At 58.4% G+C, this 20,312-nt stretch carries 14 protein-coding genes and 3 pseudogenes; 16 read left to right on the forward strand and 1 reads right to left on the reverse strand.

Annotation, left to right across the window (positions count from 1 at the left end; translation table 11 throughout):
• Positions 1–5 precede the first annotated feature (5 nt).
• From ACZ1G7_RS18490 to ACZ1G7_RS18505, 4 genes and pseudogenes are all read left to right on the forward strand, one after another.
• The gene (locus ACZ1G7_RS18490; protein ID WP_472660849.1) at positions 6–968 is read left to right on the forward strand and encodes a carbohydrate ABC transporter permease; all 963 of its coding nucleotides are present in this window, start codon (positions 6–8) and stop codon (positions 966–968) included.
• Entirely contained in the window at positions 968–1,903 is a 936-nt protein-coding gene (locus ACZ1G7_RS18495) for a carbohydrate ABC transporter permease (RefSeq protein WP_472660850.1), read from the forward strand. The genes ACZ1G7_RS18490 and ACZ1G7_RS18495 overlap by 1 nt, the downstream gene beginning before the upstream one ends.
• 77 nt (positions 1,904–1,980) lie before the next feature.
• Positions 1,981–2,187, forward strand: a pseudogene (locus ACZ1G7_RS18500) (hypothetical protein); the annotation flags it as partial.
• 444 nt (positions 2,188–2,631) lie between these two features.
• A complete protein-coding gene (locus ACZ1G7_RS18505; protein ID WP_472663761.1) occupies positions 2,632–3,555 on the forward strand; it encodes an SMP-30/gluconolactonase/LRE family protein in 924 nt (307 codons plus the stop codon).
• Here ACZ1G7_RS18505 and gndA read toward each other — a convergent pair.
• Positions 3,544–4,965, reverse strand: a complete 1,422-nt coding sequence (gene gndA, locus ACZ1G7_RS18510; RefSeq protein WP_472660851.1) for an NADP-dependent phosphogluconate dehydrogenase — start codon at positions 4,963–4,965, stop codon at positions 3,544–3,546. The two genes, ACZ1G7_RS18505 and gndA, sit on opposite strands and share 12 nt — an antisense overlap.
• Before the next feature lie 66 nt (positions 4,966–5,031).
• Between gndA and ACZ1G7_RS18515 the strand changes: the two genes are divergently transcribed.
• From ACZ1G7_RS18515 to ACZ1G7_RS18570, 12 genes and pseudogenes are all read left to right on the forward strand, one after another.
• Positions 5,032–5,448: a GlcG/HbpS family heme-binding protein gene (locus ACZ1G7_RS18515; protein WP_472660852.1), complete on the forward strand. Its 417-nt coding sequence runs from the start codon at positions 5,032–5,034 to the stop codon at positions 5,446–5,448.
• 137 nt (positions 5,449–5,585) lie between these two features.
• Positions 5,586–6,170, forward strand: coding sequence for an ANTAR domain-containing response regulator (locus ACZ1G7_RS18520; protein ID WP_472660853.1), 585 nt, complete (start codon positions 5,586–5,588; stop codon positions 6,168–6,170).
• Positions 6,167–7,342, forward strand: a complete 1,176-nt coding sequence (locus ACZ1G7_RS18525; RefSeq protein WP_472660854.1) for a CmpA/NrtA family ABC transporter substrate-binding protein — start codon at positions 6,167–6,169, stop codon at positions 7,340–7,342. Before ACZ1G7_RS18520 ends, ACZ1G7_RS18525 begins: the two co-directional genes overlap by 4 nt.
• Before the next feature lie 229 nt (positions 7,343–7,571).
• Positions 7,572–8,942, forward strand: coding sequence for a CmpA/NrtA family ABC transporter substrate-binding protein (locus ACZ1G7_RS18530; RefSeq protein WP_472660855.1), 1,371 nt, complete (start codon positions 7,572–7,574; stop codon positions 8,940–8,942).
• A gap of 73 nt (positions 8,943–9,015) precedes the next feature.
• The gene (locus ACZ1G7_RS18535) at positions 9,016–10,098 is read left to right on the forward strand and encodes an ABC transporter permease (RefSeq protein ID WP_472660856.1); all 1,083 of its coding nucleotides are present in this window, start codon (positions 9,016–9,018) and stop codon (positions 10,096–10,098) included.
• A gap of 6 nt (positions 10,099–10,104) precedes the next feature.
• Positions 10,105–11,781, forward strand: a complete 1,677-nt coding sequence (locus tag ACZ1G7_RS18540; protein WP_472660857.1) for an ABC transporter ATP-binding protein — start codon at positions 10,105–10,107, stop codon at positions 11,779–11,781.
• 4 nt (positions 11,782–11,785) lie between these two features.
• Positions 11,786–14,220 (forward strand): annotated as a pseudogene (gene nirB, locus ACZ1G7_RS18545) (nitrite reductase large subunit NirB).
• Positions 14,217–14,552 carry a nitrite reductase small subunit NirD gene (gene nirD, locus ACZ1G7_RS18550; RefSeq protein ID WP_472660858.1) on the forward strand — a complete coding sequence of 112 codons (336 nt, stop codon included), beginning with the start codon at positions 14,217–14,219 and terminating at the stop codon, positions 14,550–14,552. Before nirB ends, nirD begins: the two are co-directional and overlap by 4 nt.
• Positions 14,549–17,125 carry a nitrate reductase gene (locus ACZ1G7_RS18555; RefSeq protein WP_472660859.1) on the forward strand — a complete coding sequence of 859 codons (2,577 nt, stop codon included), beginning with the start codon at positions 14,549–14,551 and terminating at the stop codon, positions 17,123–17,125. The genes nirD and ACZ1G7_RS18555 overlap by 4 nt, the downstream gene beginning before the upstream one ends.
• Positions 17,126–17,141: 16 nt before the next feature.
• Entirely contained in the window at positions 17,142–18,563 is a 1,422-nt protein-coding gene (gene cysG / locus ACZ1G7_RS18560) for a siroheme synthase CysG (protein WP_472660860.1), read from the forward strand.
• Positions 18,541–18,732, forward strand: a pseudogene (locus tag ACZ1G7_RS18565) (succinate--CoA ligase subunit alpha); the annotation flags it as partial. The gene cysG and the pseudogene ACZ1G7_RS18565, both read left to right, overlap by 23 nt.
• A 408-nt stretch (positions 18,733–19,140) precedes the next feature.
• Positions 19,141–20,232: a 4-oxalomesaconate tautomerase gene (locus ACZ1G7_RS18570; protein ID WP_472660861.1), complete on the forward strand. Its 1,092-nt coding sequence runs from the start codon at positions 19,141–19,143 to the stop codon at positions 20,230–20,232.
• Positions 20,233–20,312 lie beyond the last annotated feature (80 nt).

The following is a 20,312-nucleotide window of genomic DNA, read 5'->3' on the forward strand; positions in this document are numbered from 1 at the left end:
AGCTCATGAGCGAGACCGCACTCCCATCCAGTACGGCCCAGCAGGCCGCCCGCCGCCGTGCGGCGCAACGGTTGAACCGGCTGACCCCCTACATGTTCATTGCGCCTGCCGCGATCATCATGCTGATCGCTTTGATGTACCCGCTGGGCTACATGATCTGGGGCAGCTTCCGCGACTGGAACCCGAGCCAAACCATCGGCGAGGCAGAATTCGTGGGCCTGAAGAATTACATCACCCTTTGGGGTGATCCGAATTTCCATGAAAGCCTGGGCGTGACACTTCGCTTTGCGTTCTTCGTGGTGACCATCGAGATGGCCTTGGGCGTGGGGCTGGCGCTGCTTCTGGACCGCGATATCCGCGGCATGTCGATCCTGCGCACCATGTTCATTCTACCGATGATGATTGCGCCGGTCGTTGTGGGCCTGATGTGGCGTTACATGTATCACCCGACTGTGGGCACGTTTAACCGGTTTCTGACCGATCTGGGTCTGCCGCGCGTGGACTGGCTAGGCGACTACGCGCTGATCTCTGTGATCATCGCTGATATTTGGCAGTGGACGCCGTTCATTTTCATCCTGTCGCTTGCCGCGCTTCAATCTTTGCCCCGCTCCGCGCTGGAAGCCGCACGCATTGATGGCGCGACGGGATGGCAGCAGATCATCCACATCAAACTGCCTTTGATGATGCCGGTTTTGATTGTCACAGCGCTGCTGCGTTTGATCGACGCCTTCAAGGTGCTGGAAGTGATCTTGGTGATGACTGAAGGCGGGCCCGGGTTGTCGACCGAAATTCTGGCCTTGCGCATCTCGCGCACTGCAACGGAATTCCGTGAGCTAGGCGTTGCCGCCGCCATGTCCAACTACTTGCTGATCCTGCTGCTGCTACTGACCGTCGCCATGTTCGCCTTCAACCGCTGGCAAGAGGCGCGCGCCGCAAAACTGAACGCTCTGGTCGAGGAGGAAAGCTGATGTCTGAAGCAACTAAAAAAGCGAGCCCAGCCTTCATAGCGGTCATTGCGCTGCTGGTCTTCATGTCCGTGGGCCCGGTGATCTTGATGTTCCTCAATTCCTTCAAGCTGGATGTGGACATCATTTCGGGCACGTCAGGTCTGATCTTCATGCCGACCATCCAGAACTACGAAAAGGCGCTGTGTGATGTGCTGTGGTATGAACCTGACCACATGGATTTCTGCGCGCTTAAGTTCGGCGGGGCATTCATCAACTCGCTGATCATTGCGCTGGTGTCGACCGTCATCACGTTGATCCTTGGCTGCATGGCCGCCTACGCGCTGGTGCGGTTCCGCTTCATGGGGCGTGACAGCGTTTCGCTATCGACGTTGATGGTGCGCATGGTGCCGCCCGCGGTGCTGTTGGTTCCTGTTTTCGGCCTTTGGAACAATGAGTTCTGCTTAGACCGCGACGGCCTGATTGGCGGCGCGATCCGCGAGGCTTTCGGCGGCAGAGGCGACGTTTGCCTGGCCGGTACACATTCAGGCATCATCCTGATTTATGTCGCGATGAACCTGCCGTTTGTGATCTGGATTCTGCAAAGCTTCATCGTGCAAGTGCCACGTTCGCTTGAGGAAGCTGCGCGTGTTGATGGGGCAGGGCCATTTCAGGTCTTTTTCAAAGTGGTGCTGCCGTTGATTAAACCGGGTCTTGCAGCGGCTGCGATTTTCACCTTCCGCATTGCGTGGAACGAATATCTGTTGGCCTCAGCCCTGTCGGATCGCGACACCAGAACGGTGCCGATCCTGATCGTGAACAACATGTCTGAATTCAATGTCGAGTGGGGCGTGATCATGGCCACCGGCATGCTGCTGGCAATTCCGCCTATCATCTTCACGCTGCTGGCGTCGCGTCAGATCATCACCGGCATGACGGCAGGCGCGGTCAAAGGCTGATGGACTGGCTGCTGGCCCCCATTGATCCCACGCGCGCGCACGAGGTGGGGTTTGCCATCTCTTGGCATGCGCGGATCATGGTGCTGGCATGGGGTATTCTTGCGCCGACAGCGGTGTTGATTGCCCGGTTTTTCAAAATCATGCCGGGGCAGGATTGGCCGCGCGAGCTTGACAGTCAGGTCTGGTGGCGCAGCCATTGGATGGGGCAATCGGTGGTAACTGGCCTGTCGATTGCTGGGCTGGCCCTGGTGTTGCCGAGTGATCTGTCCGCCATGAGCCTTCACAATTGGCTGGGCTACATTGTGTTGGCCTTGATGGTGGCGCAGGTGTTGTTTGGCGTGTTCCGGGGCAGCAAGGGCGGGCCAACCGCGCCCGCTGTTGATGGGTCGTTGAGTGGGGCGCATTACGACATGACGCCGCATCGGCGTGCGTTCGAGACGGTTCATAAAACGCTGGGCTACACCACTTTGGCGCTAGCGGCCGTGACGATCTTGTTGGGGCTTTGGAAGGCGAATGGCCCGGTCTGGATGTGGGTGTGGCTGATCGTTTGGTGGGCGGTGCTGATTGCCGCTTTCATCCGTTTGCAACGCGCTGGTATGGCGGTAGACACGTATCAGGCGATCTGGGGTCATGACATGTCCCATCCCGGCAACCAAATGGGACAACCCGGCTGGGGGTCAGACGCCCAGGAGACGCAATGGGTGGCGACAAAACAGGAGGTGACGCGCATGTTCGGAGTGATAGAGGGGACCGGGTTCGAGGTCATTGAACCTGAGTTTGAGGCCTGCTTTGTGGGCCATGCGCGGGTCGAGCGGCTTTGGACAGGCGCGCGCTGGTCGGAAGGCCCCGTTTGGTTTGCGGCTGGTCAGTACCTTCTTTGGTCCGACATCCCCAACAACCGCATTCTGCGCTATGACGACACCGATGGCGGCGTGTCGACCTTCCGACAACCTTCCAACAATTCCAACGGGCATACGGTCGACCGTCAGGGGCGGTTGGTGTCATGCGAACATCTTGGCCGCCGTGTGACGCGCACGGAGCATGATGGCTCCATCACGGTGATTGCCGATAATTTTGAGGGGAAGCGGCTGAACTCCCCCAATGACGTTGTGGTTAAATCTGACGGCTCGATCTGGTTCACGGACCCAAGCTACGGCATTTTGATGGACTATGAGGGCGAGCGCGCTGAGAGCGAGATTGGCGCGTGCCACGTTTACCGCGTTGACCCGTCTGGTGAGATCACGATTGCCGCCGACGATTATGTGAAGCCAAACGGGCTGGCGTTTTCACCCGATGAAAGCATGTTGTACATTGCCGATACAGGCGTGACGCACACGGACGGCGGGCCGAAACACATTCGCAAACATATGGTCAATGATGATGGCACACTGTCGGGCGGGGACGTGTTTGCGACCTGTACTGAAGGTCTGTTTGACGGCTTCCGGGTGGATAGGGGCGGTCGTATCTGGAGCTCTGCCGGGGATGGGGTGCATTGCCTGAACGCCGATGGCACGCTGATCGGCAAGGTTCGCATTCCTGAACTGGTTGGCAATGTCTGTTTTGGCGGGCCGAAGTTGAACCGGCTGTTTATAGCCGGAACAACCTCGCTTTATTCCGTGTTTCTCAACGTCAACGGGGTGTCACCCGTTTAGGTGCTGATCCAGCCATGGCCCGTGATGCGCGCCGTCCTTGTCGATGCGTTCAAAGCTGTGCGCGCCGAAATAGTCGCGCTGTCCTTGAAGCATGTTGGCCGTGGTGCGCGCGCTGGTGAGCGTATCGAAATAGGTCAGTGCGGCGGCAAGGGCAGGGACGGCGTGCCCGGCGCCCAAGGCCACCACTGCGACCTTGCGCAATTTTGAAATATTGGCCCGCAGCAGATCTGCGAAATATGGTGCAAGGGCAAGGTTGCGCGCTGGTGCATCTGACAAGGCCTCGCTCATATCGTTCAGCATGGCGGAGCGGATGATGCAGCCTTCGCGCCAGACTTGGGCGATTGCGGGCATGGGCAGGTCCCAGCCATATTCGGCGCTGGCCTTATTCAACAGCTCGAATCCTTGTGCGTAGCACAGGATTTTGCCAGCGATCAGAGCGCCTTCCAAATCGTCAAGGCTGAGCGCGTCTGGCGCAATTTTCGGGTCAATCAAATCAAAGGTCTCCGCGCCTTCTAAGCGCAGATCGCGCGCGGCGGACATGTTGCGTGCTACAACGGCCGCCTCGATCACAGGGACGGGGGCACCCAGCATTTGCGCCTCGATCGCCGTCCAACGTCCGGTGCCTTTTTGGCCCGCGCGGTCGAGGATCATGTCGAGCATCGCATTGCCGGTATCGGGGTCCGTCGCGTGCGCAACCTTGCCCGAAATCTCGATCAGGTAGCTTTGCAATGGGCCTTGGTTCCAGGTGTCGAAAACCGTGCCGCATGCATCCGCCGCTTTGCCCATCCCGTCGCGCATGATGCCGTAGACCTCGGCGATCAGCTGCATATCGGCATACTCGATCCCATTGTGGACGGTCTTGACAAAATGCCCAGCCCCGCCGGCGCCCATGTAAGTGGCGCAGGGTTGGCCGTCATATTTGGCTGAGATCGCTTCAAGGATATGGCTGATCCGGTCCCAAGCCTCTTTCTTGCCGCCGCCCATGATGGAGGGGCCAAACCGTGCGCCTTCTGCTCCGCCAGAGACACCGATGCCAAGGAACGGGTGACCAGCCTTCGCGGCCTCGTCGGCGCGGCGTTGGGATTCGTGGAAATTGGCATTGCCTGCGTCGATGATCATGTCGTCGTCATCAAGCAATGGGCGTAGTTGTTCGATCTGCGCGTCGACAGCTGACCCGGCTGGTACCATCAAAATGATGTTGCGCGGCTTGGCGAGACCTTGAACGAAATCGCTCAGCTCTGCGTGGCCGCTGATCTTATCCGCTAGCGGTCCGGCCTTTTCCAAAAACTCCGGGATGCGCGCGGCGGTGCGGTTGTGGACGGCGACGTTAAAGCCATTGTCGGCAATATTGAGCGCCAACATCGCGCCCATGGTCCCAAGCCCAATAACCCCAATTTCTGATCCGGACATGTGCTTCCCCTTTGCTTTGCTTCCTGTTATGTTACCGATAACAAAATGCGAGATGAGATGAAAGCCATGTATACTGAAACTTCTGTTATTTTGACGCATGCGGCGGTGCTGGCGATGTTGCAAGCGGGCGTGGCCAAAGCCGAAGAGATGGGGCAGCCGCAATGTATCTCAATCGTGGATGCGAGCGGCGTGTTGTTGGGCGAAATACGCATGACAGGCGCGAAGTTTCTGAGCTTGAAGAGCGCGCTTAGCAAGGCCTGCACGGCTGCATCAATCCGCGCGCCCAGCGATGCGATCCCGGAAGCCGTGGGCCCGGGGATTGCGGCAGCGACGCAAAATAGCGTGACCCGGCTGACGGGCGGATTGCCGATTTTTGTGGACGGGGTCTGCGTGGGGGGGATCGGCGTAGGATCCGGCGCGCCGGAACAAGATTTGGACGTGGCGCGCGCAGCGCTGGCCGCGATTGGAGCTGGCGCCGTTTAACTGGTCTGTCTCTAAACCGCTAACTTGTGCACAAACCTGCGTAATTTTTGAGCAACTAAGACAGCAGCTGGGCTGTGAGGGCATAGTCGGGCCGTTTCGCCTCGTACTGCGCATCTGTTTCGGCGCACACGAAACCCGTGACTGAGGACCTGAAAATTATCGTCGTTGAGGCGGATCGCGAGCTGGCCTTTCAGATCGTGGATACGTTGCGTGATGAAGGGTGGAAAAACGTTACCGTCTTGGGCGATGAGATGGGGTTGGCGCGCAAAATCGCTGCACTGGAACCCGATCTGGTGCTGATTGATTTGGCGAACCCAAGCCGCGATTCACTTGAACAGGTCAGCCGTGCCACCGAGGCCGACAACCGCGCTGTGGCGATGTTTGTGGACCATAGCGATGACGAAATGACCCGCGCCGCCATGGCAGCCGGTCTCAGCGCATATGTTGTCGGCGCGCCGGAGCCGGAGCGGGTGAAATCGGTGCTCAAAACGGCGATTGCCAGGTTTCAGGTCACCAGTCAGATGCGCCGGGAGCTGGATCACGCGCGTAAAGCGCTCGAGGATCGCAAGACGATTGATCGCGCAAAAGGTATGGTGATGCGCGCGCGCGGGTTGTCGGAGGAAGAGGCCTATGCGCTTATGCGCAAAACGGCTATGTCGCAAAACCGCAAGGTGATCGACGTGGCGCAAGCGCTGTTGACAGCCTCGGACCTGCTGGCATGAGCGGGGTGCCTTTGAATTGCGGATATGTGCCGCTGGTCGATAGCGCGCCACTGATCATCGCCAATGAGCTGGGTTTTGCGGAGCAGAACGGCATCCGCCTGAACCTGCTGCGCCAGCCATCCTGGGCGGCGCTGCGCGATTTGTTGGCCTTGGGGCATCTGGATGCGGCCCAGATGCTGTCGCCGATGCCGATTGCCATGTCTTTGGGCCTGAGTGGTCCGCGGATAGATGTGATTGCGCCTTTGGTGATATCGGCCAATGGCACTGTGTTTGGCGTCTCGCCGGCTCTGGCAAATGAAATGGGAAGCGCGGATTGGGGCGGGTTTGAAATGGCGCCGGGCCGCGTGCTTGGGCATTTGGCTCAAAACACGCAGCCGCTTCGGGTCGGCGTCCCCTTTCCATATTCTATGCACCGGTTGCTGTTTGAATATTTGATCGCTGGCCTGCCGGAGTCGCAGAGGCGGTTGTTCACGATTGTCACTTGCCCGCCGCCGGTGATGTCCGATGCGGTGGAAGCCGGTGAGATTGATCTTTTCGCGGTGGGGGAGCCCTGGGGGACCGTTGCCGTGGGTTCGGGTGCCGCTGAGTTGATTTTGCCGGGTGCCAGCATCTGGGCGCATGCACCTGAAAAGGTCTTGGGGATGCGCAGCGATTGGGTTGAAGCGCATGAAAGCAAGGCGGAAGCGCTGACGCGCGCTGTTTTTGAGGCCTGTGAATGGTTGGGCTTGGCCAAGAACCACCCGCTGGCCTGCGAGATATTGGCGCGATCCGAGCATTTGAACCTACCGGACGCGGCGATTGAAGCCGCGTTGAGCGGGCTTATCACGCCACGGCTTGGGGCCACGCCCTGGCATGTGCCCAACTTCATCCAGTTTGGCGGAGCGGGCGCGAGTTTTCCGTGGCGTAGTTCAGCTGCTTGGATTGGTGGGCAATTGAGTAAGTTGGAAAGGTTGGACCGTGACGACGTGGTTGCAAAAGCGGCGCAATGCTTCCGCCCTGACCTGTATCGCAAGTTTTTGGCCCAAACGGATGCGGATATGCCTGGCGCCTCGGCGAAGGTCGAAGGCAGTCTAGCCCATCCGACGGCCGTGTCCTCCACCCGTGGTGAGATGATTCTCGAAGCGGATGCCTTTTTTGATGGCAAAACTTTCGATTTTAGCGAGATTTTTTGACTATTTTTTGAGCAATTGCTGCATTGCAGCAAGAATCTGTGATGATGGGGCCGTCGATTTCTTGTCCTGCCTGACCCCCCGTCTATTCTAAGGGCAAGAAGCAATGGCGCTTCATCCAGAGCCCCGATGTAGGGGTTCGAGACAAAAGCAAAGCCGCTCATCCGACTGCACGTTCTCCTCCCGATGCGTGCCGGATGGCGGCTTTTTTTATTGGAAAGGACCACCCTGAATGAAACCATTGTTTTGCACAATGTCGGTAGGCGCCGCGCTTTTTGCGAGCGTCGCGAGTGCCCAATCGTTGGAGCTTGAAAAAGACGAGCTAAAATTTGGCTTTATCAAGCTGACAGACATGGCGCCGCTCGCCGTGGCCTATGAGAACGGGTATTTTGAAGATGAAGGCCTGTTCGTAACGCTTGAGGCGCAGGCCAATTGGAAAGTGCTTCTGGATGGCGTGATCGACGGCCAGCTTGACGGCGCGCATATGCTGGCAGGCCAGCCTTTGGCGGCAACAATCGGATATGGCACCGAGGCGCATATCATCACACCGTTTTCGATGGATTTGAACGGCAACGGCATCACCGTCTCTAACGAGATTTGGGAAGAAATGAAGCCGCATGTCCCTATGATGGACGACGGTCGTCCGCAGCACCCGATTTCGGCGGCCTCGCTGAAGCCGGTTGTTGAAGATTATACCGACCAGGGCATTCCGTTTAACATGGGCATGGTGTTCCCCGTGTCCACGCACAACTATGAAATTCGCTATTGGTTGGCCGCTGGTGGACTTGAGCCCGGCTATTACAGCCCCGAGAATATTTCTGGTCAGATTGGCGCAGATGTTCTGCTCTCCGTGACGCCGCCGCCGCAGATGCCTGCCACGATGGAAGCGGGCACGATCTTTGGCTACGCCGTGGGTGAGCCATGGAACCAGCAGGCCGTGTTCAAAGGCATCGGCGTGCCGGTGATCACTGATTACGACATGTGGAAGAACAACCCGGAGAAAGTGTTCGGGATCACGGCGGCCTTCGCTGAAGAAAACCCAAACACCACGCTGGCTTTGACCAAAGCGCTGATCCGCGCGGCGATCTGGTTGGATGAAAATGACAACGCCAACCGCCCCGAAGCCGTGGAGATCCTGAGCCGTTCTGAATATGTCGGCGCGGATTACGACGTTATTGCGAACTCGATGACGGGCTTCTTCGAGTTTGAGAAGGGCGACCGTCGTGAGGCACCCGATTTCAACGTGTTCTTCCGCTACAACGCGACTTACCCGTTCTATTCGGATGCGATCTGGTACCTGACCCAGATGCGCCGCTGGGGCCAGATTGCTGAGGACAAGCCGGATCAGTGGTATTTTGACACCGCAGCGGAGGTTTATAAGCCTGCGATCTATCTGGAGGCCGCGCGCCTGCTGGTTGATGAAGGTTTGGCCAATGAAGCGGATTTCCCTTGGGACAGTGATGGTTTCAAAGCGGCAACGCCTGCTGAGGATATCATCGACGGCATCGCCTATGACGGCAAAACGCCGAACGCGTATCTTGAGAGCCTGCCAATTGGCCTGAAGCAAGGCCAGATCGTCGTGGGCAACGACATCCAAGGCTAAAATTGTTGGCGGGGCGACGCTCTTGGCTGCGGCCAAGACGCCCCACCCACCATCCCGTTTCAGGAGCACAGATATGACCGCGATAGATCCGCAAGTGTTGGATGACAGCGCTGAGAAAGAGGCCCGCAAGCAGCGCCTTTTCACCCGCATCAACAAGGCCGATGGCTGGTTCCAAGTGTTGGGTCTGTCCTGGATGACACCCGTCTTGAAAGCCGCTGCAGGTGACAACCCCAAGGCGCAAGTCTCTGAAATATGGCGGCTTTTGGGTGTGCCGCTTGTTGCAATCTTCCTGTTTCTGGGTGCCTGGTCGATGCTGGCACCGACTGTTCAAACATCGCTTGGTGCGATACCGGGCCCTAGCCAAGTTTGGGAGCAGGCCAAGAACCTCAACGCCGATGCGGCACGGGAGAAGGAAAAGGAAGCAGCCTTCTATGTCCGCCAAGATGAACGCAACGCTAAGCTGATCGCGGAAGGCAAAGAGGACCGGGTTAAGCAGCGGATTTATACCGGCAAGCCCACTTACTACGATCAGATTTGGACGTCCATCAAGACCGTTTTCTTTGGGTTTCTTCTAGCGTCAATCATTGCGATCCCGTTGGGGATTGGGGCGGGGTTAAGCCCGACGATCAACGCTGCGATCAACCCGCTCATTCAGATTTTCAAACCCGTCTCGCCGCTGGCCTGGTTGCCGATTGTGACCATGATTGTGTCAGCCACTTATGCGTCTGACGGCTGGTTTGCGAAGTCGTTTTTGAATTCGGCCATTACGGTGACTTTGTGCTCGCTCTGGCCCACTTTGATCAACACCGCGCTTGGTGTGTCTTCAATCGACAAGGACCTGGTGAGCGTGTCCAAGGTGCTCAAGATGAACACCTGGACCAAGATCACCAAGCTGGTTTTGCCGTCCTCGCTGCCACTGATTTTCACCGGGTTGCGCCTGTCGCTGGGCGTGGGCTGGATGGTTCTGATCGCGGCTGAGATGCTGGCGCAGAACCCGGGGCTTGGGAAATTTGTCTGGGACGAATTCCAGAATGGTTCCAGCCAATCGCTGGCCAAGATCATGGTTGCGGTCTTTACCATCGGCATCATCGGGTTCCTGCTCGACCGGCTGATGTACGCGATCCAATCCATGTTCACCTTCACCAACAACCGGTAGGTTCAGATGTCAGTTCTTGAATTCAAAGGCGTCTCCAAATCCTTCGGTGAAGGCACGGAGGCTGCGCATATCCTCAAAGATATCAACCTGAGCGTGGAGGAGGGCGAGTTTCTTGTGCTCCTCGGGTTTTCGGGGACCGGCAAGACCACGTTGATCAACCTGATGGCGGGGCTTGAGGGTCCCACCAAAGGGGCGGTCAGCTTCAAGGGCGCGCCGATCACCGGGCCGGGGCCAGAGCGCGGTGTGATCTTTCAGAGTTATTCCCTAATGCCGTGGCTGACGGTGAACGGCAATGTGGGCCTCGCCGTCGACACGATGTTTCCCAAGATGCCAAAGGCAGAGCGGGCCGAGAAGGTCGATCACTATGTGAAGATGGTGGGCTTGGGTCATGCGACCACGCGACGCCCGGCTGAGCTGTCAGGTGGTATGCGCCAGCGGGTCAATGTTGCGCGCGCGCTAGCGATGGACCCGGAGGTCTTGCTGCTGGATGAACCTTTGAGCGCTTTGGATGCACTGACGCGGGCCAATCTGGCCGACGAGATTGAGCGGATTTGGGAGGCGGACAAAAAGACATGCGTGTTGATTACCAATGACGTGGATGAGGCCATCATTCTGGCCGACCGCATCATTGCGTTGAACCCTGATGGTACGCTGGGTGAGGAGTTCAAAGTCTCAATTCCGCGGCCACGTGACCGGATAGAGATGAACAATAGCGAGACATTCAAAACGCTGCGCGCGGACGTCACGAAATACCTGATGGATGTGGGGATTGAGGCGAAGGTTGAGGGTTCTCGTATCTTGCCGAGCGTGACGCCAATCCACGGTGTGCCCGCGGCGGTTGTCAAGTCGCAGGAAGGGATGATTGAAAACCGGTTCTTGGACTTTTCGCAGCTCGACAAAGTGTATCCGACGCCGAAGGGGCCGTTGACGGTGGTTGAGAACTTCGACCTCAAGATCAACAAGGGCGAGTTCATTTCGCTGATCGGGCATTCGGGTTGCGGCAAGTCGACTGTGCTAACAATGGCGGCTGGGCTGAACGAGATTTCTTCTGGCGCGATCAAGCTTGATGGGCGCCACGTCGAAGGCGCGGATCCGGAACGTGCGGTGGTGTTCCAATCGCCGAACCTGTTCCCTTGGCTTTCGGCCAAGGAAAACGTCGCGATTGGGGTGGATAAAGTCTACCCGCGCGCATCTCAAGCAGAACGACAGGATGTCGTCGAATACTACCTTGAGAGAGTGGGTCTTGCCGACAGCATGGACAAGGGAGCAGCTGATTTGTCGAACGGCATGAAGCAACGAGTGGGTATTGCGCGGGCGTTTGCGCTGTCGCCCAAGCTGCTGCTTCTGGATGAACCGTTTGGCATGCTCGACAGCCTGACCCGGTGGGAGCTGCAAGAAGTGCTGATGGAGGTTTGGTCGCGTACGAAAGTGACTGCGATCTGTGTGACGCATGATGTGGATGAGGCAATTTTGCTGGCCGACCGCGTGGTGATGATGACGAACGGGCCGCAAGCCACCATCGGAAAAATCGTCGATGTCGACCTGCCGCGCCCGCGTACGCGCAAGGCGCTTTTGGAGCATCCCGACTACTATAAGTACCGCCAGGACGTGCTTGATTTCCTTGAGGAATATGAGCACGGGGCGAAACCTAAGCCAAAACCTACAGCGATTGCGGCGGAGTGAGATCATGACAGAAAAACTGATCGTTATTGGGGCCGGAATGGCCACGGGTCGCGCGTTGGAGCAGCTGTTCAAAGCGGGTTGCGACTATGAGGTGACGCTCTTTAATGCCGAGCCACGCGGCAATTACGACCGCATCATGCTGTCGCCGGTTTTGGCGGGCGACAAGAGTTACGAGGAGATCGTGATCCACGACAGCGCCTGGTACGAGGAAAATGGCGTCACCTGCCGGTTCGGCGAGAAGATCGCAAGCGTAGACCGTGCCGCCAAGACTGTGACGGCGGCTAATGGCGATGAGCTGAGCTACGACAAGCTGCTCTTTGGCACCGGTTCCAACCCGTTCATGATCCCGCTGCCGGGGCATGATCTGGAAGGGGTCATTGCCTACCGCGACCTTGAGGATACGGAGCGGATGATGGGGCTTGGTGACGGCTCCAAGTGCGTCGTGATTGGTGGTGGACTGTTGGGCCTAGAAGCTGCCGCCGGGATGGCCGCGCGGGGCGTCGACGTTACGGTGGTACATATTATGGGCCATCTGATGGAACGCCAATTGGACGAGGCCGCGGGGTATCTGCTGCGTAAAGCGCTGGTGGATAAGGGCATAACAGTGATGTGCCAGGCCAACTCCAAGGAGATTTTGGGCGAAGACGGCAGGGTCCGCGCGCTGCTGCTCGATGATGGGACGGAGCTGCCGTGTGACCTGCTGGTCATGGCCGTTGGCATCCGTCCCAATGTGGCCTTGGCGCAGGAGGCGGGGCTGGCCGTTGGCAAAGGCATCCATGTGGATGACCAAATGATCACGTCCGATGAAAGCATCCTCGCCGTGGGTGAATGCGTCGAGCACAACGGCGCGATTTTCGGCCTTGTGGCGCCGCTTTACGATCAGGCCAAGGTTGTTGCGAAAACCCTACTGGGTGAAAAAGATGCCTTTGTTCAAAAGGAATTGTCGACGAAGCTTAAAGTCACCGGCTGCGACCTCTTCAGTGCAGGTGACTTTGCGGACGGGGAGGGGCGCGAGGACATTGTTTTTCGCGACCCTGCCCGTGGCGTCTACCGCCGTCTGGTGATCGAGGCCAACAAAGTGATCGGTGCGGTCATGTATGGCGACACCGCCGATAGCGGCTGGTTCTTCGGCATGATCCGCGACAAGACCGACATTTCCGAGATGCGCGAGACGCTGATCTTCGGGCCGGCCTATCAGGGAGGGTCCCCCTGGACCCGTTAGCAGCCGTTGCAGCCTTACCGCCTGAGGCGGAGATTTGTGGCTGCAACGGCATTTGCAAAGGCGAGATCGTCGAGGCGATTGATGGAGGGGCCACTGATCTGGGTGCGGTGCGCGCGGTCACGAAGGCGTCGGGGTCTTGCGGGACCTGCACTGGGTTGGTCGAACAGGTCTTGGCCAGCACGTTGGGCGATGCGTTTGTTTTGCCGGGGGCCGAACCCATGTGCGGTTGCACCGACCTGACCCACGAAGACGTGCGCCGGATGATAAAGGGACAAGAACTGAAATCTATGGCTGCCGTCTGGCAGGAACTGGCCTGGAAAACGGTGGATGGCTGCGCCAAATGCCGGCCTGCTTTGAACTACTATCTGATCGCGGATTGGCCTCTGGATTATCTGGATGACCCGCAGTCGAGATTCATCAATGAGCGCAAGCACGCGAATATTCAGAAGGACGGCACGTTTAGCGTCGTGCCGCGCATGTGGGGCGGGATCACCAACGCGGGTGAGCTGCGCGCGATTGCCGATGCGGCGGATAAATACAATGTTCCGACGGTGAAAGTGACCGGCGGGCAGCGGATCGACCTGCTGGGTGTGAAGGGGGAGGACCTGCCAGCAATCTGGGCGGATTTGAATGAGGCGGGCATGGTCTCCGGCCATGCATATTCCAAGGGGTTGCGCACGGTAAAAACCTGCGTCGGCACGGATCATTGCCGGTTTGGAACCCAGGACTCTACCGGTCTGGGGATCAGGTTGGAGAAAGCGCTGTGGGGGTCTTGGACTCCGCATAAAGTTAAGCTGGGCGTTTCCGGTTGCCCGCGCAATTGCGCGGAAGCCACCTGCAAGGATGTGGGCATCGTCTGCGTCGATAGCGGGTTTCAAATCGGGATTGGCGGTGCCGCCGGGATGGACCTGAAGGAGATCGAGCCGCTGGCGCAAGTGCCAAGTGAGCAGGAAGCGATGGAGCTGACAATCGCCGTTGTCCAGCTTTACCGGGAAGGCGCCAAATACCTCGACCGGATTTACAAATGGATGGACAAGGTCGGGCTCGATTGGATCAAGGAGCAAGTTGTTGATGACATTGAAAACCGCAAAGCCTTGGTCGCTCGGTTCGAGCTAAGCCAGACGATCTATCAGAAGGACCCATGGGCTGAACACGCTGAGGAAAAGGCGGAAACTTACCAGCCGGTTGCCAATTTGGCTTTGGAGGCAGCGGAATGAGCCAATGGATTGATATTGCCGCTTTGGACGACATCCCAGCGCGTGGCGCGCGCGTGGTCAAAACCCGCGTGGGCTGTGTGGCGGTGTTCCGCACGGCGGCTGACGAGGTGTACGCCTTGGACAATAGCTGCCCGCACAAGCAGGGGCCTTTGTCGGAAGGCATTGTGCATGGCGCGGCGGTGACTTGCCCGTTGCACAACTGGGTGATTTCGCTTGAGACAGGGCTAGTACAAGGCCCCGATGAGGGGCAAGTGGCGACGTATCCGGCCCGCGTTGAAGGCGGTCGGATTTTGCTCGACGCGACCTATCTGTCTTCGCGCAGCGCCGCATGAGCACGCGGACCACATGCCCTTACTGCGGGGTTGGATGCGGTGTTCTGGCCGCGGCTGACGGGACGATCAAAGGCGACCCGGACCATCCGGCAAATTTTGGACGGTTGTGTTCCAAGGGGTCGGCGCTCGGCGAGACCATCGACCTCGATGGTCGTCTTCTCGCGCCGCAGATCGGCGGTCGCCGCGCGGATTGGGACGATGCGCTCGATCTGGTGGCAACCCGTTTCACGGACGCGATCCGGGAGCATGGGCCGGATAGCGTGGCCTTTTACGTCTCCGGCCAATTGCTGACAGAAGACTACTACGTCGCCAACAAGCTAATGAAGGGCTTCATCGGCTCGGCCAATATCGACACGAATTCTAGGCTTTGCATGGCCTCTTCGGTCGCGGGGCACAAGCGTGCGTTTGGCACAGACACGGTGCCGGGGACCTATGAGGATTTGGAAGAGGCTGACCTGATCGTTCTGGTCGGATCCAATCTGGCCTGGTGCCACCCGGTGCTGCATCAGCGCATTGTTGCTGCGAAAGAGGCACGGCCGGAGATGCGCATCGTTAATATTGACCCGCGCCGCACTGCTACCTCAGAGCTGGCCGACATCCATCTGCAGATTGTGCCCGACGGCGATACAGCGCTTTTCAATGGGTTGCTGACCTATCTGGCTGACACCAATGCGTTTGATCTTGCCTATGTTCATGACAATGTCGCTGGTTGCCGCGACGCAGTTCAAGCCGCGCGGGGCACCGACGCGACAGAGGCTGGGCTGAGCGTGCTTGAGCTGCAAGAATTTTTCCGGCTTTGGGCGGGGACGGAGAAGGTCGTCACGGTCTATAGCCAGGGCGTGAACCAATCTACGTCTGGCACTGACAAAGTGAACGCCATCCTGAATTGCCATCTGGCAACTGGTCGGATTGGCAAGCCAGGAACTGGGCCGTTCAGCGTTACTGGGCAGCCTAATGCGATGGGTGGGCGTGAAGTCGGTGGGCTGGCCAATATGCTGGCAAATCACCTTGATATTGAAAACGAGCACCACCGTGACGCCGTTCAACACTTCTGGGACAGCCCGACGATCTGTACGACACCGGGGCTCAAAGCGGTCGACCTGTTTGAGGCCTGTGCCGCAGGAAAGATCAAAGCGCTTTGGGTGATGTCGACTAACCCCGCAGTGTCTTTGCCGGATGCAGACAAAGTGGCCGAGGCGATCGGAGCGGTGCCCTTTGTCGCGGTGTCCGACATAATCGCGCGCACAGATACCGGCGATCTGGCGGATGTTCTTTTGCCAGCAACGGGATGGGGCGAGAAAGACGGAACCGTGACCAATTCGGAGCGGCGCATTTCACGGCAGCGGGCGTTTTTGCCAGCCCCCGGCGAGGCGCGGCCCGATTGGCGGATTATTTGCGATGTGGCGGCGCGGATGGGCTGGGCAGATGCGTTTGACTTTGCCGGTCCGACGGAGGTGTTTGCGGAATATGTCGCACTGTCCGGGGCTGCGGCTGAATTCGGTCGCGACTTGGATTTGAGTATTTTTGCCGACGTTGATTATGCCGAATTGCTTCCAACCCAGTGGCCGCAAAATGGTCAGCGGTTCTTTGCAGATGGCCAGTTTTTTCATGCGGATGGTAAAGCCAAAATGCTGCCGGTCCAAGCTCCCGTGCTTGATGCTTTGAAAGGACTGCGGCTCAACACAGGTCGGGTGCGCGACCAATGGCATACGATGACCCGGACCGGCAAATCGCCGCGCTTGGGTAGCCATTTGGCGGAGCCTTACGTCGAAATCCATCCTGGTGACGCGGCCCAGCTGCAGATCAACGCGGCAGATATCGTGGAGCTTTCCGCAGGCCGTGCCCGTGCGCTGTTTCGCGCGCTGATCACTCCGAAGGTGGCGCGAGGCACTCTGTTTGCGCCCATGCATTGGACCCGGCAGCGCAGCAGCGCGTCTTGGGTGAACGGGCTTGTGGATGTCGGGACGGACCCTGTGTCAGGCCAACCCGCTTTGAAAGCGGGCGATGTTCAGGCGGCCCGATTTGACGCGCGTTGGTATGGGTTTTTGGCCTCAGCCGCGCCTATTGAAACAGTCGCGGATTACAGCGCTGTGGCGCGCACCCAGACGGGTTGGCAGGCGGAGTTGGCAGGTGCAAGTGATGTCGTGAAATGGCCTGATCTGGTTAAGCGGCTTACCAATTGCGCCTGTGGTGAGATGTGTTTCGTTGAAGATCAGGAGCTTGGAACGACCCGCATCGCCTTAACGCGGGACGGCGTTTTGGAAGCGTTGTTTTTTGCCGCCCCAAGCCCGGTCGCGCTGTCGCGGTCGCATGCGGTGTCTTTGATCGGTACGGAAACAGGTGGCCTTGACGCTTTGGCGGGGTTCCCTGGCACAGGTCAACTCGAACCCGGCGCGATAGTTTGTGCCTGCATGTCGGTTGGGGTCAACACGCTGCGGCAGGCGATTACCGATGGTGCGGGAACGGTTGAAGCGCTTGGCGCATGTACGGGTGCGGGCACAAGCTGTGGGTCCTGCAAGCCCGAACTGAAAGGTCTATTGGTAATGCCGCCACAAACCCTGGCTGCCGAATGAGACGAGGAGCGATCAGATGAAAACCTTCCCCATGTTTTTGACTATGACCGGACGGCGCGTTGTGATTGCAGGCGGCGGCGAGCAGGCGGCGCAGAAATGTCGTTTGATCCTAAAAACCGAAGCGCAGATCGAGGTCTTAGCGCCTGTGCTTGATGAAGAACTTCAAGGATTGCAGGCGCAAGGCAAGATTGCTTGGACCCGCGGCGCGATCTCTCCGATCTCGTTTGAAGGCGCCGCATTGGTGTTTGTTGCGACGGGCTGTCCGGGGCTGGATGCAGCAATGCATATGCTGGCCAAAGAGGCTGGCGCAGTCGTCAACGTTGTGGACCAGCCCGATCTGTGCGACGCAATCACGCCGTCGATTGTCGACCGCGACCCGGTTGTTGTGGCCATTGGGACGGAGGGTACGGCGCCGGTGCTGGGACGCCAGATCAAGACGAAGGTCGAGGAGATGTTGGAGCCACGTTTGGGCGACCTGGCCTCATTGGCGGGTCGGTTGCGCGACTTTGCGGCCGCTCGACTTGGGCCACGGGACCGGCGCGATCTGTGGCGTTGGGTCTTTGCAGGGCCCGTGCGCGCGCTTCACGCGAAAGGGGCGGAGGCGCACGCGGCGCAGAAGTTGAAAGCGGCGATTGAAACCGGAACATTTGAAGAGGCTGCACCTGCGCCGGTCGCGCTTGTTGGGGCAGGGCCGGGGTCCAGTGACCTGATCACCTTGCGCGGCGTAAAGCGGTTGCAGGAGGCAGACATCATTTTTTATGATCGCTTGGTTGATCCGCAAATTCTGGAATTGGCGCGCCGTGACGCGGAACGTGTGTTTGTCGGCAAAGCGCCGGGGTGCCACAGCTGGCCGCAGGAGAAGATCAACAGCGTTCTGGTGAGCGCGGCTCGGCAGGGAAAGCGCGTTGTGCGTTTGAAATGCGGCGATCCCGGCATTTTTGCGCGTGGTGCGGAGGAAGTTGAGGCCCTGAAAGAGGCAGGGCTGAGCTACGAAATTGTGCCCGGCGTTACCGCTGCCAGCGGCGCGGCTGCGGCGATGGGTGATTTTCTGACCGAGAGGGGCCAGACGCAAAGCATTGTCATGACCACGGGCACCGGTGCCGACGGAATGGCCGCGCCAGATTGGCTGTCACATCTGCGGCTTGGCGCGCGGGTGGCGGTTTATATGGGGATCAAAGCTGCGCCTGAGATCGAAGCGACGTTGCGCGTAGAAGGGCTGGCCAAACAAGTTCAAGTGCGCATCGTTGCCAATGCACAGGCCAATGATCAGGTTGTGGCGGCGTGCCGGGGAGCCGATCTGTGTGATTGTCTAGCAAAGGAAAACATAACAAATCCGGCGATCCTGTTTCTCGATTGGCCGGAGGCGCGAGCGGCCACAAGCGCGCCAGACGAGGTGACGCACCCAAAGGCGCGCCACAGGGTTATGGAAGTCGCCTAATGCGTTACCGCCACCCTTCGCTGCTGACAGCATCATGGAAGCCGCAGATGCGGGCATCCGCCGCCGCGTGCGCCTTACCGACGGAAATCCGGCAAAGGACATGATCCGGGTGAAGTGCTATATGTACCGTTTCCCAAAGGAAAAGCGTTTGGTTTTGACGAGGCCGAACGGCACGACCATGTCAGCAAACCCGTTGTGGCTTATATGGCGGGTTTGAACGCAAGCCTCAAGTGAACCCGATGTTGGCGCAATGCTACAATCTGGTGATGCTTTTGCCATTTGGGCAGCGCCAAGCAGCTGTTTGGCTGTGGCTTTGCGAATGTGCGGCGGAACTCCGGCTCTCAAGCGAACCAAGGCGGCCCGCTGATGCATGTGGCTGTAGAAAGCTGCGCTAGCCCGCCCGAAAGACTTGCCTTTCAGCCTCAAGCGTTTTCCAATGTCTTCTGTAAAGACAGGTCGGGATATTCATGGGCGTGATACAGCAGAAATTCTATTTGATCGAATGTTTGAGTCATATTGGCCATCCGAACGGCTTTGATTGTATAGCTCCGTTTTCGCATACAGCGAGGCGTGTGACATGAGCCAAACTGCGATCCCGTTTCTGTTCATGCGCGGGGGAACCTCGCGCGGGCCCTACATGAACCGTGGTGATTTGCCCGCTGATCTGGACAAACTTGCGGAGGTTTTGATCTCCATTGTGGGCTCGGGCCACAAGCTTAATATTGATGGGATCGGCGGCGGCGCGACGGTGACGACCAAAGTGGCGATGCTGTCCAAATCCACTGATGCATGGGCGGATGTCGACTATTTCTTCGCGCAGGTCAGTGTCGAAGACCAGCTGGTCGATTTCAAACCGACCTGCGGCAATATTTTGTCTGGTGTCGGTCCGGCGGCGATTGAGATGGGCCTTGTTGACGCGCAAATGGATGAAACGCCCGTTGCGATCCGCGCCGTGAATAGCGGTGCGAAAGTTGCGGCGCTTGTTCAAACGCCGGGCGGCGTGGTCAGCTATGACGGGGAGGCGCGGATCGACGGTGTACCCGGAAGTGCTGCGCCAGTCACCTTACAATTCATGGAAACTGTGGGTGGTGCTACAGGGGCTTTTTTGCCGACCGGCAACTTGATTGATGAGATCGACGGTATTTCGGTCACTTGCATGGATGTTGCCATGCCGATGGTCATCGCCCGTGCGGATAGCTTTGGTTTGACGGGTTATGAAAGTGCAGAGGAATTGGACGCAAATAGCGCATTCTTTTCCCGGATGGAGGCGGTCCGCCTTAAAGCAGGCGCTTTGATGGGAATGGGTGACGTATCAAAATCGGTTGCGCCCAAATTTGGCTTGGTCGCGCCTGCGCAAGCCGGTGGCACGATTGCCGCGCGCTACTTTATGCCTTGGAGCACGCATCCGACTATGGCCGTAACTGGCGCGCAATGTTTGGCCTCTTGTGTTCTGACGCCCGGGAGCGTGGCGCAAGGATTGGCGGATTTACCGGGCGAGGGTCCGGCAGCGCTTGTACTGGAGCACCCATCGGGAAAGATCGACGTGTTGGTGGATTTTGAGGTGACCGGGGCAGGGATGGTCATCAAGTCCGCTGGCCTCGTACGCACGGCACGCTTGCTGGCCGCCGGTCAGGTTTTCGTTCCGCAAAGGATCTGGAAGGGGAATTGACGGCTTCAGCTGTATTGTATACCTCCGTATACAATTAAGGATGGGTGTGCTGGTTCATGGCAGTAGGCATGCCCGGATCG

Source organism: Litoreibacter sp. JB4-2, assembly GCF_055693445.1.